General features: G+C 70.5%; 12 protein-coding genes and 1 tRNA gene. 7 read left to right on the top strand and 6 right to left on the bottom strand.

Going from position 1 to position 13509, the window contains the following annotated elements:
* Positions 1-7 precede the first annotated feature (7 nt).
* A complete protein-coding gene (locus tag ACGFN2_RS20090; RefSeq protein WP_393362188.1) occupies positions 8-649 on the bottom strand; it encodes a carbonic anhydrase in 642 nt (213 codons plus the stop codon).
* An 804-nt stretch (positions 650-1453) separates the two neighbouring features.
* Here ACGFN2_RS20090 and ACGFN2_RS20085 point away from each other — a divergent pair.
* The 4 genes from ACGFN2_RS20085 to ACGFN2_RS20070 all read left to right on the top strand — a co-directional run bounded on the left by ACGFN2_RS20085 (position 1454) and on the right by ACGFN2_RS20070 (position 3782).
* Positions 1454-2002 (top strand): TetR family transcriptional regulator, encoded by a 549-nt coding sequence (locus ACGFN2_RS20085; RefSeq protein ID WP_362602146.1) that lies wholly within the window; start codon positions 1454-1456, stop codon positions 2000-2002.
* Positions 1999-2349 carry an SMR family transporter gene (locus tag ACGFN2_RS20080; protein ID WP_362602148.1) on the top strand — a complete coding sequence of 117 codons (351 nt, stop codon included), beginning with the start codon at positions 1999-2001 and terminating at the stop codon, positions 2347-2349. Before ACGFN2_RS20085 ends, ACGFN2_RS20080 begins: the two co-directional genes overlap by 4 nt.
* Positions 2346-2672 carry an SMR family transporter gene (locus ACGFN2_RS20075; protein WP_362602151.1) on the top strand — a complete coding sequence of 109 codons (327 nt, stop codon included), beginning with the start codon at positions 2346-2348 and terminating at the stop codon, positions 2670-2672. The genes ACGFN2_RS20080 and ACGFN2_RS20075 overlap by 4 nt, the downstream gene beginning before the upstream one ends.
* A gap of 135 nt (positions 2673-2807) precedes the next feature.
* The gene (locus ACGFN2_RS20070; RefSeq protein ID WP_393362184.1) at positions 2808-3782 is read left to right on the top strand and encodes a hypothetical protein; all 975 of its coding nucleotides are present in this window, start codon (positions 2808-2810) and stop codon (positions 3780-3782) included.
* Positions 3783-4272: 490 nt separating this feature from the next.
* Here ACGFN2_RS20070 and ACGFN2_RS20065 read toward each other — a convergent pair.
* A tRNA-Gly gene (locus tag ACGFN2_RS20065) sits at positions 4273-4346 on the bottom strand.
* A 642-nt stretch (positions 4347-4988) separates the two neighbouring features.
* Between ACGFN2_RS20065 and dcd the strand changes: the two genes are divergently transcribed.
* From dcd to ACGFN2_RS20050, 3 genes are all read left to right on the top strand, one after another.
* Positions 4989-5564, top strand: a complete 576-nt coding sequence (dcd, locus tag ACGFN2_RS20060; protein ID WP_362602156.1) for a dCTP deaminase — start codon at positions 4989-4991, stop codon at positions 5562-5564.
* A gap of 84 nt (positions 5565-5648) precedes the next feature.
* Positions 5649-6146 carry a phosphoribosyltransferase gene (locus tag ACGFN2_RS20055; protein WP_260639525.1) on the top strand — a complete coding sequence of 166 codons (498 nt, stop codon included), beginning with the start codon at positions 5649-5651 and terminating at the stop codon, positions 6144-6146.
* A gap of 277 nt (positions 6147-6423) precedes the next feature.
* Positions 6424-7896, top strand: coding sequence for a ricin-type beta-trefoil lectin domain protein (locus ACGFN2_RS20050; protein WP_393362430.1), 1473 nt, complete (start codon positions 6424-6426; stop codon positions 7894-7896).
* A 111-nt stretch (positions 7897-8007) separates the two neighbouring features.
* On the opposite strand, the gene ACGFN2_RS20045 is transcribed toward ACGFN2_RS20050, so the two are convergent.
* The 4 genes from ACGFN2_RS20045 to ACGFN2_RS20030 all read right to left on the bottom strand — a co-directional run bounded on the left by ACGFN2_RS20045 (position 8008) and on the right by ACGFN2_RS20030 (position 13420).
* The gene (locus tag ACGFN2_RS20045) at positions 8008-8943 is read right to left on the bottom strand and encodes a Yip1 family protein (RefSeq protein ID WP_393362427.1); all 936 of its coding nucleotides are present in this window, start codon (positions 8941-8943) and stop codon (positions 8008-8010) included.
* Between the two features lie 99 nt (positions 8944-9042).
* Positions 9043-9600, bottom strand: coding sequence for a GNAT family N-acetyltransferase (locus tag ACGFN2_RS20040; protein WP_362602159.1), 558 nt, complete (start codon positions 9598-9600; stop codon positions 9043-9045).
* Between the two features lie 74 nt (positions 9601-9674).
* Positions 9675-10994, bottom strand: a complete 1320-nt coding sequence (locus ACGFN2_RS20035) for a VCBS repeat-containing protein (RefSeq protein WP_393362179.1) — start codon at positions 10992-10994, stop codon at positions 9675-9677.
* A 158-nt stretch (positions 10995-11152) separates the two neighbouring features.
* Positions 11153-13420, bottom strand: coding sequence for a (Fe-S)-binding protein (locus ACGFN2_RS20030; RefSeq protein ID WP_362602165.1), 2268 nt, complete (start codon positions 13418-13420; stop codon positions 11153-11155).
* Between the last annotated feature and the right edge of the window lie 89 nt (positions 13421-13509).

Raw genomic sequence — 13509 nt, 5'->3', positions numbered from 1 at the left:
CCAGGGGTCACTGTGTGGGGGCAGCAGCCCTGCTCAGACCGTGGGAGGCGACCAGTCGCGCACTGCCGTCGGCCAGCCGGTAGGACAGGCCCGCCACGGCAAGGCGGCCGGCCGCCACCCGCTCGGTCAGGAGGCGGGAGCGGTCCAGCAGCAGGTCGACGGTGTGCCGGATGTGCTCGTCAAGGATCTCTTCGGGCTGCTGGCGTCCGGCGGCGCGTGCCGCCAGCACGCTCGGGGTCACTCGCTCGACGACGTCACGGACGAACCCGGAGGGCACCTTGCCGCCGTCGGCGGCGTCGAGAGCAGCCGCGACGGCCCCGCAGGAGTCGTGGCCCAGGACCACGACCAGTGGGCAGTCCAGCACACTCACCCCGTACTCGATGCTGCCCAGCACCTCCGCACCGGCGACATGTCCGGCGGTGCGGACCACGAACAGATCCCCCAGTCCCCGGTCGAAGATGATCTCGGCGGCCAGTCGGGAGTCGGAGCACCCGAACATCACGGCGAAGGGGCTCTGGGCAGGTGCGGTCTCGGCACGACGTGCGGCGTCCTGGTTGGGGTGCTCGGGCAAGCCGCCCACGAACCGCTGGTTGCCGGCCAGCAGCATCTCGAAGGCGTCATCGGGGGTCGGCGTCAGCGTCTCGTTCATGGCGGCAGAGTACGGTCGGCCCCGCGCAAGCGCGCGGCCGGGGCCGCTGACGGCAGCCTGCTCACCTACGGTCTCGGCCGGCTGGGCGTGGCCACGAGCGGCGTGCCGGCGGGAGGCTGCGATGACGGCAAGGATCACGATGTCGAGGACCAAGGTCGTGCGGGCCACCCAGCGTGGCATGACGCAGATCGTGCAGATCGCGTCTCGCAATTCGAGATGACGACCGATCAGGTCGCCCTGGAAGGGCGTGCGAGTGTCAATTCGGCTCGGTAGTCGGTGAGTTATGGCACGCGACTGGCACGTGCTCCAGAAATGGTCTAGACAACAAACAAGCCCCAGGTCCCTGACCTGGGGCTTCCATGTGGAGCGGGTGACGGGAATCGAACCCGCGCTCTGAGCTTGGGAATCAACGGCGTCTGAGGTCACCATTGAGGGGCTGACCTGCGTGAACGCTGGCATTGAGGCAGGGTCGAGAGTGCCGGAGGGTACCCGTCTTGACCGTGATTGGCCGCCCGTTGGGGCACGCGGAGGGCGCAGCCCCGTGAGGAGGCTGCCAACTGCCGCCAGGCTTTCCTCGCGGAGAGGAAGAGGCGACTGCGGGCATGGGCGCGAAGGATCGGTTTCGGGCAGCAAAGGGCTCCGGCATGGTGATGCCGGGGCCCTCCCGCTGCCGGGGATCAACCAGCAGCCGTGCGGCCGCTGGCCGCGCCCGCGGGGTGGGCTTCCCCGGTGTGTCTTTCCAGGTCAGCTGCTGCGGGAGGAGTCGCCATTTGTACTTTACCTTCCGGAAGGTAAAGTAGAGCCATGACGGGAAACGCAAAACGCCAGATTCTGGACGGCGCGCTCGATCTTCTGCGTGCGGAAGGGGGTGGCGCGATCACTCTGGCCACCGCGGCCAAGCAGGTCGGGCTGACCAAGCCGGGGCTGATGTACCACTTTCCGACGAAGGAAGCCCTGATGCTCGGCGTGGTCGACCACGTCGCCGCCCGGTGGGAGGAGCTTCTGCTCGACCGCCTGGGGCAGCCACTTGAGACGGCCTCGCCGCACCAGCGGATTCGCGCCTACGTCGAGGTGGCACTGGCCGCGCAGTTCGATCGCGCGGACTTCGCGATCTACTCCGACGCCCTGTACCGCGAAGCCCTCACCGCGGCCTGGGTGCGCCGCTTCGAGGGGTGGCTCGACCTGCCCGACGACCTGCCGGCCGCGGCCCGCGGCAGGCTCACGGCCGCACGACTGCTGGCCGACGGCTATTGGATGGCCGCCGCAACCGATGTCTTCCCCGCCCTGGCACAAGACCGCGCTCAGGTGCTCGCGGTCGCCGAAGAGCTCCTGAAAGACGAGACCGCCTCATGAGGAAATGGCTGCTGCTCCTGGCAGCGATCCTGCTCGAAGCCATCGCCACCGTCTCCCTGCGGGCGGCCCTCGACCACCCGGCCTGGTTCGCCGTTGTGGCGATCGGCTACATCGGTTCGTTCGCCGCCCTGACCTTCGCCCTGCGTCAGGGAATGGGCCTCGGCGTCGCCTACGGCATCTGGGGCGCCTCCGGCGTCGCCCTCACCGCCATCCTGGCGACGCTCATCTTCGGCGACCCGCTCACCGCAACCACGGGCCTGGGGATCGCCCTGGTCATCGGCGGTGCCCTGTGTGTCGAACTCGGCTCTCAGGCCGCGCACGCCCGCAAGGAAGGAATAGCCTCATGACCTTGGTCTACCTGGCCGGCGCGATCCTCTCCGAGGTCGCCGCCACCCTGTCACTGCGCATGGCCGCGCGGGCCGGCAACAAGGGGAAGTGGTTCATCGGCCTGGGCGCCGGATACCTGGCCGCCTTCGCCCTGCTCACCCTCGCCCTGCACGGCGGACTGGCCCTCGGCGTCGCCTACGGCATCTGGGCCGCCTCCGGCGTGGCCCTGACCGCCCTCGCCTCCCGCATCCTGTTCAACGAACCCCTCACCAAGGTCATGAGCCTCGGCATCGCCCTCATCGTCGCCGGCGTCCTGACCATCGAACTCGGTGCCGCCCACTGACGCGACCGCCGGAGAGCCCCGCACCAACGCCCTCCAGCGCGACGCCAAGAGCCCAGCCGCCTACCGCCCCACGACCGCCGGACCGCCGCCCACGATCCGCTCCGTGCGTCGCCCGGGCACCGCCGGAGGCACCACATGACGACTCTGCTCGAACAGCGGTACCGCACCGCCCTGCGCCTGCTGCCCTCCTATTACCGTGCCGAGCGGGAGGAGGAGATGGTGGAGACCTACCTGCACGGGATCGACGAGCAGGACCGGGACGAGATGCGCCCCGCCTGGGGCGAGGTGGCCGGCATCGCCGCCCTCGCCCTCCGCACCCGGATGGGCACCGCCGGTGCCCCGGCCCGCTACGCCACGCTCGGCGCGACGGTGCGTCTCTTCGCGCTGCTGAGCGTGTTGCTGCACGCAGCCTCCGCCCTGACCGAACAGGCCATCCTCCTCACCTGGTTCCACGGCGCCCCCGCCCGCTACCGGGAGCTGTTCCTGGGCGGCTCCACCGGCCACGGCACCGCACCGGGGCTCTACGAGGCGGCGCTCTGGCTGCTCCCGCTGGCTTGGACGGTGGCCTACCTGGCGCTGCTGCGCGACCACCGGCGTACCGCCTTCACCTTCGCCGTCCTTGCGGCCCTTCCTGACCTTGCCGCAGTCATCCGACACTCCGTCGCCCTCTCGCTCACGACCGCTGCGCTCGCCTGGCTGACCGTCCTCGCCCTGTGCTGCGGCTTCCACCGCGACGCCCCACGCGCCCGGCTCCCGCTGGCCCCACCCGGGCTGGCCCTCCTGGGCACCTCCGCCTTCATAGCCGCGTTGACCATGCTGTGGCCCGGGATGGCGGACGCGGGAGGGGCCGCCGGATCGGCGTACATCGCTGCGGCCACCGTTTGCCTGGTCGCCCGCCGTCGGTCACCGAAGCGCGTGGCAGACCCCGAACTGCCCCTGGCTCTGGCCACGCTAGGCCTCGCCCTCCTCGTCCAGCGGACTCTCACCCTCGCGTTCCAGGTCCAAGACCACACCCCCAGCTCTCTCATCACCGCCTCCGCCGTTCAGGCGGGCATCATCGCCCTCCTGGCGGCAGCCCTCATACGAAGCGCTTTCTGTGGACGCGTGTGACGAGCAGCTGTCCTGACTGTCGGAGCTGCAAGGATCTATGCCATGGATGTTTCGAGGTCTGTCTACAGTGCAACTGATGCAGGCGAAGGGGAAGTTCGCCCTAGAACGGCACCGCCCCCGTACGCCATGATCCTCATCGAGAGGGGCAGCGGCGACCGAGCAACGCCCCCAGCCGTTCCCCGAGGGAACGAGCCGTCTCACGCATGCAGGGGATGGTCGCGATGCTCGATGATGCGCGCTCAACCACAGGCGGCGCGCGATGCCGGGGTTCTTCGCGGGTGCATCGTGCGGGCCACCCAGCGTGGCGTGATGCCTGTCATGCAGATCGCGTCTCGCAATTCGAGATGACGACCGATCAGGTCGTCCCGGAAGGGCGTGCGAGTGTCAATTCGGCTCGGTAGTCGGTGCGTTATGGCACGCGACTGGCACGCGCTCCAGAAATGGTCTAGACAACAAACAAGCCCCAGGCCACTGGCCTGGGGCTTTCATATGGAGCGGGTGACGGGAATCGAACCCGCGCTCTGAGCTTGGGAAGCTCATGTTCTACCATTAAACTACACCCGCGTAATCCCGCCTCTGTGCGAGAGCGGAACATCGTCGCACACTCTACCCCATCGCCGACCCGCGGTGCATTTGGCATGCCCGGAGGGCGTGTGGCGGGGGTGTGTTCCGGGGTGGGATGTGGGTGCGGGGTGCGGGAGTTGGGGCGTACGGTGGGGCGGCGGAGTGCCGCGTGTGGTGGCTTCCGGTTCATCCCCTAATGTGGCTTTTGTTGTCCACGCAGTTGGGAGAGGGACTTGATGGAGCGCACCGTCGTACGTTGTGCCGAGGGCCACGTGTTCAGCACCGCTTCGTTCCCGATGCAGACCACCGACCGGCTCGGTCCCGGACGGCTGTTGCGCTGCCCGCGCTGCGCTCGGCTGCGGCACTCGGTGCCCGTCGAGCACGCGAAGCGGTAGCGAGCGAGAGAAGCGAGCGCGGAGTGCGGAAGCGATCAAGGACACCACGTACTTCGTGAGGTTCGTGAGAGACGCCAGGCACTTCGTGGGAATCGTGAGAAAGGACGCCACGGCACTTCCGTGACAGTGGCGGCCGGGGCCCTGTGAGAGAGACAGGGGCCGGCGAGAGGACGAGGAGTGGGCGAGGGGCCCGGTCTCCCTGGTGGGGGGCCGGGCCCTCGTCGTGCGGGCGCGTATCCTCATCTGCGTGCTTCTCTCAGACAAGGACATCCGGGCCGAGATCGATGCTGGTCGGGTGCGTATCGACCCCTACGAAGAGTCGATGGTGCAGCCGTCCAGCATCGACGTGCGGCTGGACCGCTACTTCCGGGTGTTCGAGAACCACCGGTACCCCCACATCGACCCCGCCGTCGAGCAGCCCGACCTGACGCGTGAGGTCGTGCCCGAGGGCGATGAGGCGTTCATCCTGCACCCGGGTGAGTTCGTACTGGCCTCGACGTACGAGGTCATCACGCTGCCCGACGATGTGGCGTCCCGGCTTGAGGGGAAGAGCTCGCTGGGGCGGCTGGGGCTGCTGACGCACTCCACCGCCGGGTTCATCGACCCGGGGTTCAGCGGGCACGTGACGCTGGAGCTGAGCAATGTCGCCACGTTGCCGATCAAGCTGTGGCCGGGCATGAAGATCGGGCAGCTGTGCATGTTCCGGCTGACCTCGCCGACCGAGCACCCGTACGGCAGTGAGAAGTACGGCTCGCGCTACCAGGGGCAGCGCGGACCGACGCCGTCCCGGTCGTTCAAGAACTTTCACCGTACGCAGGTATGACACGGCCGCGTCGGTGTGGGCGGCGCGCTCAACAGGGCGGGCGCGTGGCAGAGGGTGTGGACACAGAGGGTCTGAGAGAGATACGTGAGTGACGTGCGGGAGAACCTGACGTACGAGCGGTTCGGCGGGGCGATCCGTGAGCTGGCGCAGACGATCGCCGATGACGGGTACGAGCCCGATGTCGTGCTGTCGATCGCCCGCGGCGGTGTCTTCGTCGCCGGCGGTCTGGCGTACGCGCTGGACTGCAAGAACATCCACCTGGTGAACGTGGAGTTCTACACCGGGGTGGGCACCACCCTGGAGATGCCGGTCATGCTGGCGCCGGTGCCGAACGCGATCGACTTCTCCGAGAAGAAGGTGCTGATCGCCGACGACGTCGCCGACACCGGGAAGACGCTGAAGCTCGTGCACGACTTCTGCCAGGGGACGGTGGCCGAGGTCCGCAGCGCGGTGATCTACGAGAAGCCGCAGTCGCTGGTGAAGTGCGAGTACGTGTGGAAGCGCACGGACGAGTGGATCAACTTCCCGTGGAGCGTCGAGCCGCCCGTGGTGCGGCGCGAGGGCCAGGTTCTCGACGCCTGAGGTCACAGAGCCGGCCGACTGCCGCTCCCGGTAAGGGAGTTGGGGGTCGGCCGGCTTTGTGCTGCGCCGCTTTCGGCCAATCCCGTTGCGGGTGTTCCGCTGTGGGCCGCCTCCGAGTACAACCCGCGGTGACGGCAGACGGAGGGGAGGCCCCATGGTGCGGGCGAGACGCGGGCGAGGGACGTTACGCGGGTGGAGACACGGGCCGGGTACGGGGCGCGGGCGGCTGCGGGCCGTCGTGGCGGTCTCGACGGCGGCGCTGACCCTGGTGGGCACGATGGCGGCGGGCGGGGCGAGTGCCGCCACCGGGGCCGCGGGGGGCGCGGAACGCGCCGGACCCGTGGCCACCCGGCCGCTGGCGCCCGCGCTGGAGCAGATCCGGGCGCGGGAGGCGAAGCGGCTCTACGGGGACCCGGCCGAGCGGCCCCTCGGGGAGCGCAAGACCTCGGTGATCTCGCTGGGGGACAGCGAGATCTCGGGGGAGGGCGTCGGGACGTACGAGCAGGGCACGGACGGGCCGGACAACTGGTGCCACCGGTCACCGGACTCCGCGATCCACCGGACCGGGATCGGCGCGGAGGTGACCTACAACGCCGCCTGCTCGGGCGCGGGCAGCGACAACATCGTGATCGGCGGCAGCAAGCAGTACGCCGATGAGCTGGTGCAGAGCGACAGCCTCGCCGTCGCGGCCCGTAACACCCGGCTGAAGATGGTCCTCCTGGTGGCCGGCGCCAATGACGACCTGCAGTTCGGGCCGGTGATGACGGACTGCGTCACCCGCTGGTTCCTGCTGCAGGGCACCTGCGAGCCGAAGTACCAGCCGGGCTGGCGGGCACGGGTCGACGGGCTGGTGCCCAAGGTCGAGCGGACGGTCGGCGACCTGCGGACCGTGATGCGGGACGCGGGGTACGCGGACGGCGACTACCGGCTCGTGGTGATGTCGTATCCGAGCCCGATCGGGCCGGACGTGGAGGACAACCCGCGGTACCCGGGCAAGCTGCCGGGCGGCTGCACCGGCTACACCTCCGATGCGGGCTGGGGGCGCAACGCCGCCGTGCCGGCGTTCGAGAAGGGGGTGCGGAAGGCCGCGCGGGACAGCGGCGCGACCTATCTGGACGCCTCGCGGCTGTTCCACGGGCACGAGGTCTGCATGGAGGACACCTGGGCCCGCGGGCTGTATGTGAACCTCTCCAACCCCTTCCCGCCGAACTCCAACTCGGTGCGGCAGTCCTTCCACCCGAACGCCCGCGGGCACGGCGCCTTCGCGTCCTGTCTGACCCAGCTGTACGCGTCCGGGCTGCGCGAGGCCTCCTGCGCCGACCCGGCGAGCACCGGGCAGCCGAAGCTGTACCCGGGGGCCTGGGACGACGCGTACCGGCCGCTGAAGAACGCCGCGACCGGGAGCTGTGTGGACGCGGCCGGGGGCGCCAGCCGCAACGGCACGGCGGTCGGCGGCTGGGACTGCCACGGCCAGCGCAACCAGGGCTGGTGGTACGACACGGAGCAGCGGTCGCTGCATGTCGAGCTGACCCAGGACCGGTGCCTGGACGTGCCGGGAGGGCGGTACGAGGCCGGGGCCGCGCTGGTGCTGTGGAACTGCTCGGGCACGGCCAACCAGCGCTTCGTACGGGCCGACGGTGGCACGATCCGGCCCGCCGCCGCGACGTCCCTGTGCCTGACGCTGGCCGGGGCGAAGGAGCCGCTGCGGCTGCAGGGGTGCGACGGGTCGGCCGGGCAGCGGTTCGCCTAGGAACGGGCCGTTCGCCCGACGGGCGAACGGGCGCGAGCCGCCGCATGGCGAGGGGCCCGCTCCGGAGCCGAGTGCTCCGGGGCGGGCCCCTCGCCGTGGCCGGTGTGGCCCCTACAGGGTGCCGAGCTTCACCAGGGCGAGCAGCGCGACCAGCTGGATCGCGGCGGCGCCGAGCGCCTTGGGCCACGGGAGGTCGTGCGACTTGCTGACCATGGAGGTGAGCAGATAGCCGGTGGCGAGCCAGGTCAGCCAGCCCAGGACCTGGACCAGGGTGCTGTCGCCGCCGAGGAACATCGCGAAGAGCAGCCGGGGCGTGTCCGAGAGCGTCATGATCAGCATGGCGAGGCCGATGGTCGGCTGCCAGGCGCCGTCGCCGCCGAGCTGGCGGGCCATGGTGTGGGTGACCGCGCCCAGTATCAGGCTGCCGACGATGAACATCACGGCGGTGATCCCGACCCACGGGATGATGTTGGAGAGGGTGGCGTTCAGCACATCCTCGCGGGCCTTGTCGAAGCCGAAGACCGCGAGCACGCCGTAGGCGAAGGTGACGATCAGCGCCGGGACCCAGACCGCGTGGTCGCGCATCTGCCAGAACGTGGCGTCGGGGCGCAGCACGATGCCCGACAGCAGCTGCTTCCACTCCAGCCGGGGGCCGGCCGGGGGCGCGCTGGTCTGGCCGGCGCGGTAGGTGCCGCCGGCCCCGTACTCGTCGGTGCCGCCGTCGTGGGAGCCGGCGGGCGGGCCGTAGGCGTCCGGGGCGTCACCGACGCTGAACTGCTGGGTGTGACCAGCGTTGTTGTCGTTCGAATACGGTGCGTAGGACTGCTGGGGTGGGTAGCCCCCGTCGCCGAAGTACTCGGGCTCGCCGTACTGCCCGTGCGGCTGCCCCTGCGGTCCGCCGCCGTACTGCTGCGGTGCCGGCTGCCACTGCCCAGGCGGCGAGGGGGGCTGCTGCCCGTACGGCCCTTGCTGCCCGTACGGTGCCTGCTGCCCCTGGTGCCCCTGCTGTCCGTTCTGCGCGGGGCGGGCATCCCGTCCGCGACCCATCCTGAATCCAGCCACGTACTCGAAAGTACCTGGTCCGCGTGGATCGGGTGGCGGAGCCGGGGGGTCGGGCCCCGGTTTGCTGCTGACCTGTGACATCCCCTAGGGGGTTCCCCGAGGGGGAACGGGGCCGCGGGGCGGTGTCCAGCGGAGGGTGAGGTCCGCCAGGTTCTCCATGTTGGCGCTGCCGTCGTTGGCGGCCACGACCCGGAAGCCGTGGTGGGCGTAGAACGCCCTTGCGTCGGTGTTGAGTTGAAAGACATACAGGTACAGGCCGTCGGGGCGGTGCCGGCGTGCCGCGGCGAGGAGGGCGGAGCCGATGCCGCGGCGCCGGACGTCGGGGCGGAGGTAGAGCTGTTCGAGCAGCTCGTCCTGGAGGGCCGCGTAGCCGAGGACCTCCGGGCCGCGGACCGCGACGAAGGTGTGACTCTGCGGCAGGACGATCTCCCGTATCCAGCGGGTGACCTCGTCGTGGGTACGGCGCTGGGGCGGCAGATAGGGCATGGTGGCCCGCCGTGACGCCTGGTGGACGGCGGCGATCGCGGGGGCGTCCGTGGGGAGGGCGAGCCGGATCGTGACGGGCGGGGCGGGCGGCGTCTCGCGGGGGGCGGGGCGTGCCGGAGCGCCCGGATCGTCGGCCGTGCCCGTGTCTGTGTTCATGGCCGTCATGCTCGGATGCGCCCCGGGGCCGGGCAACTGTATTAGCCACGGACCACAAATCGGCTGGTGGTCCGTCAGGGGGCCCTGAAATCCGCCGTGGTGAAGGAGAGGGCGGGCCGTGCGGAGAGACCTGACGGGCCGCCGGGGAGGACCGTCACCCGGTCGTGGGCGCGGCCGCGCCGGGTGAGGAGGACGAGGTCGGCGTGGCGGTCGCCGTCGAAGTCGGTGAGGGCGAGAACGGTGGAGTGCGGGCGCCCGGCGCCGGGCAGACGGGGCACGGCGAGGCGGTGGACGGTGGCGGACAGCCCGTGCGCGGTGCCGCTCAGCAGGGCGGGGCGGGTGCCGCCGATCACGAGATCCGGGTGCCCGTCGTGGTCCGCGTCGGCGGCGGCGAGGGTGGGCACGCCGCCGGTGTGCGTACGGATTCCGCCGGGGCGGCCGCCGACGGACAGCAGGCCGTCGGTGTCGGCGGTGACGGAGGTCACGCCCCGTCCGGCCGTGGTGAAGCGCCCGAAGACCGTGGCGTAACCGGGCGGGTAGGCGGTCCGGCCCGCGCGGAGCGGGCCCCGGGGGCCGCCGAGGGCGAGCCGGCCGCGGGCGCGGCGGCCAGGGTCGGCGGTCCGTACGAGGAGGTCGTCGGTGCCGTCGCCGTCGAGGTCGGCCGAGGACAGGGGCGCGGTGGTCGTCAGGGCGGTCCCGGGGACGGCGACGGGCGCGCCGGCCGCCTTCGGGGCGCCGGCGCGGGTGAACGGGCCGCGCAGATAGCTGATCCGGGGGCCGGTGGCGGTGACGGCCAGGTCGTCGGCGCCGTCGCCGTCGAAGTCGCCGCAGACCGGCTGGTCGGGCCACTCGTTGCCGAAGCGCGCCCGGTCCGGGATGCGCAGTGTCACGGCGCGGGCGGCGCCGAGGCCGCGCGGCGAGCCGAAGAGGAGCTGTACGGGGACGGGTGGGCGGCCGATGCCGTCGTAGGGCGGGTCGGTGGTGACGACCAGGTCGCTGAAGCCGTCCCGGTCGAGGTCGCAGACGGTCTCCGCGTCGAAGGACGCGGGGACGGCCCCCTTGGTGGCGGCGGCGTGCCGGGCCGGGATGAGCAACTCCCGGGTGGCCGGGGCGAGTCCGTGTGCGGAGCCGTAGACGATGCCGATGCCCGGGTCGTCGTCGTGGCCGCCGGCCGGTGCGAGCAGGCTGTCGAGGACGAGGTCGGGGTGGCCGTCACCGTTGAAGTCGTGGGCGGTGCGGCTGCCGTGGCCGGCCGGGACGGGGCGGGCCCGCGGGAGGGAGGAGGCCCGGTGCGGCGCGGCGGGGCGCGCGTCGCTTGAGGAGGAGAGCGGACCGCAGGAGCTGAGCAGAAGGGCCAGCCCGAGCCCCGCCGTCGCGGCGAACCGTCGTCCCATGCCGTCCCCACCCCGCCCGTCACTCGTGTCGTCCCTCGCGGCTCCCGATGCTTCCCGGTGGCCCGCCGCCCCGCAACGGCCCCGTACGGGACCGGAAAGGCCGGCGGCCGGGCCCCTGCGAGGGGACCGGCCGCCGGCCGACGCTGCTGTCCGTGCCGCTACTTCACCGGCTCCGGCTCCGGAGTGTCCTCCGGCTCCGGGTCACCGGCCGGGTCCACGGGCGTCCTGACGGAGTCCAGCAGCAGCTGGGCCACGTCGACGACCTGCACGGACTCCTTGGCCTTGCCGTCGTTCTTCTTGCCGTTGACCGAGTCGGTCAGCATGACGAGGCAGAAGGGGCAGGCCGTCGAGACGATGTCGGGGTTGAGCGACAGGGCCTCGTCGACGCGCTCGTTGTTGATGCGCTTGCCGATGCGCTCTTCCATCCACATCCGGGCACCGCCGGCGCCACAGCAGAAGCCGCGCTCCTTGTGGCGGTGCATCTCCTCGTTCCGCAGGCCCGGCACCTTGGCGATGATCTCGCGCGGCGGGGTGTAGACCTTGTTGTGGCGGCCCAGGTAGCAGGGGTCGTGGTAGGTGATCAGACCCTCGACCGGGGTGACGGGGGTGAGCTTGCCCTCGTCCACCAGGTGCTGGAGCAGCTGGGTGTGGTGGATGACCTCGTACTCGCCGCCCAGCTGGGGGTACTCGTTCGCGATCGTGTTGAAGCAGTGCGGGCAGGTCGCGACGATCTTCTTCGACGCCTTCGGCTTCTTGGTCGACTCGTCCTCGTCGTCCTCGCCGAAGGCGGCGTTCAGCGTGGCCACGTTCTCCGCGCCGAGCTGCTGGAAGAGGAACTCGTTGCCCAGACGGCGCGGCGAGTCACCGGTGCACTTCTCGTCGCCGCCCATGATCGCGAACTTCACGCCCGCGATGTGCAGCAGCTCCGCGAAGGCCTTGGTGGTCTTCTTGGCGCGGTCCTCCAGGGCGCCGGCGCAGCCGACCCAGTAGAGGTACTCGACCTCGGTGAGGTCCTCGACGTCCTGGCCGACGACCGGGACCTCGAAGTCGACCTCCTTGGTCCAGGCCAGACGCTGCTTCTTGGCCAGGCCCCAGGGGTTGCCCTTCTTCTCCAGGTTCTTGAGCATCGTGCCCGCCTCGGACGGGAACGAGGACTCGATCATGACCTGGTAGCGGCGCATGTCGACGATGTGGTCGATGTGCTCGATGTCGACCGGGCACTGCTCGACACACGCGCCGCAGGTGGTGCAGGACCACAGGACGTCGGGGTCGATGACACCGTTCTCTTCGAGCGTGCCGATCAGCGGGCGCTCGGCCTCGGCCAGCGCGGCCGCCGGCACGTCCTTGAGCTGCTCCTCGGTCGCCTGCTCGTTGCCCTCCATGTCCTTGCCGCCGCCCGCGAGCAGATACGGCGCCTTGGCGTGCGCGTGGTCGCGCAGCGACATGATCAGCAGCTTCGGCGACAGCGGCTTGCCGGTGTTCCAGGCGGGGCACTGCGACTGGCAGCGGCCGCACTCGGTGCAGGTGGAGAAGTCGAGCAGGCCCTTCCAGGAGAAGTGCTCGACCTGGGAGACGCCGAACTGGTCGTCCTCGCCCGGGTCCTCGAAGTCGATCGGCTTGCCCTCGCTGGTCATCGGCTGGAGAGCGCCGAGGGCCGTGCCGCCGTCCGCCTCACGCTTGAACCAGATGTTGGGGAAGGCCAGGAAGCGGTGCCAGGCCACACCCATGTCGGTCTTCAGCGAGACCGTGATCATCCAGATGAAGGACGTCGCGATCTTGAGGGCGGCGAAGAAGTAGGTGAGGTTCTGCAGGGTGCCGAGGCTCATCCCCTTGAAGAACGCGACCAGGGGGTACGAGACGAAGAACGCCGGCTCGTAGTGGTCGACGCCGTGCTGGGCGCCCTCCAGGGCGTGCAGCGTCACGATGCAGATGCCGACGATGAGGATGACGGTCTCGACGAAGTACGCCTGGCCGGTGTTGGAGCCCGCGAAGCGGGACTTGCGGCCCGCGCCGCCGGGCCGGCTCAGCTGCCGGACGACGATCAGGACGATGATGCCCAGGGTCGTCATCGTGCCCATCGCCTCGACGAACATCTCCCACGGCAGCCAGCCGCCGATGACCGGGATCAGCCAGTCGGCCTGGAAGAGCTGGCCGATGGCGTTGACGATCGTCAGCAGCAGGGTGAGGAAGCCCACCGCCACGAACCAGTGCGCCACGCCGACGACGCCCCAGCGGTTCATGCGAGTGTGGCCGAGGAACTCCTTGGCCACCGTGACGGTCCGCTGGGCGGGAGCGTCGGTCCGGGTTCCTGCGGGCACCGGCTGACCCAGTCGCATCTGCCGGTAGATCTGCAGGAGGGCGCGGCCGAACAGCGCCACGGCGACCGCGATGAGCACCAGCGACACGATGATCGCGGCGAGTTGCATGGGAGGCTCCTCGTACCTGCGAGAGCGGAAAACGGTGGGAACTACTAAGCGGTAACTTTTTTGGTCTGCCGCTGAGGTTACCCATTCTC

Source organism: Streptomyces sp. NPDC048612 (assembly GCF_043199295.1).
Classification (GTDB): Bacteria; Actinomycetota; Actinomycetes; order Streptomycetales; family Streptomycetaceae; genus Streptomyces.
This window is presented reverse-complemented; position numbering and strand designations above follow the sequence as displayed.

What these genes read in the sequence shown, in the direction of transcription:
- ACGFN2_RS20070 (WP_393362184.1), top strand. Translation starts at nt 2,808, where the DNA reads ATGACGACTCTGCTCGAACAGCGGTACCGCACCGCCCTGCGCCTGCTG.
- ACGFN2_RS20075 (WP_362602151.1), top strand. Translation starts at nt 2,346, where the DNA reads ATGACCTTGGTCTACCTGGCCGGCGCGATCCTCTCCGAGGTCGCCGCC.
- ACGFN2_RS20045 (WP_393362427.1), bottom strand. Translation starts at nt 8,943, where the DNA reads ATGGGTCGCGGACGGGATGCCCGCCCCGCGCAGAACGGACAGCAGGGG.
- ACGFN2_RS20090 (WP_393362188.1), bottom strand. Translation starts at nt 649, where the DNA reads ATGAACGAGACGCTGACGCCGACCCCCGATGACGCCTTCGAGATGCTG.
- ACGFN2_RS20080 (WP_362602148.1), top strand. Translation starts at nt 1,999, where the DNA reads ATGAGGAAATGGCTGCTGCTCCTGGCAGCGATCCTGCTCGAAGCCATC.
- ACGFN2_RS20040 (WP_362602159.1), bottom strand. Translation starts at nt 9,600, where the DNA reads ATGAACACAGACACGGGCACGGCCGACGATCCGGGCGCTCCGGCACGC.
- ACGFN2_RS20030 (WP_362602165.1), bottom strand. Translation starts at nt 13,420, where the DNA reads ATGCAACTCGCCGCGATCATCGTGTCGCTGGTGCTCATCGCGGTCGCC.
- ACGFN2_RS20085 (WP_362602146.1), top strand. Translation starts at nt 1,454, where the DNA reads ATGACGGGAAACGCAAAACGCCAGATTCTGGACGGCGCGCTCGATCTT.
- ACGFN2_RS20035 (WP_393362179.1), bottom strand. Translation starts at nt 10,994, where the DNA reads ATGGGACGACGGTTCGCCGCGACGGCGGGGCTCGGGCTGGCCCTTCTG.
- ACGFN2_RS20050 (WP_393362430.1), top strand. Translation starts at nt 6,424, where the DNA reads ATGGCGGCGGGCGGGGCGAGTGCCGCCACCGGGGCCGCGGGGGGCGCG.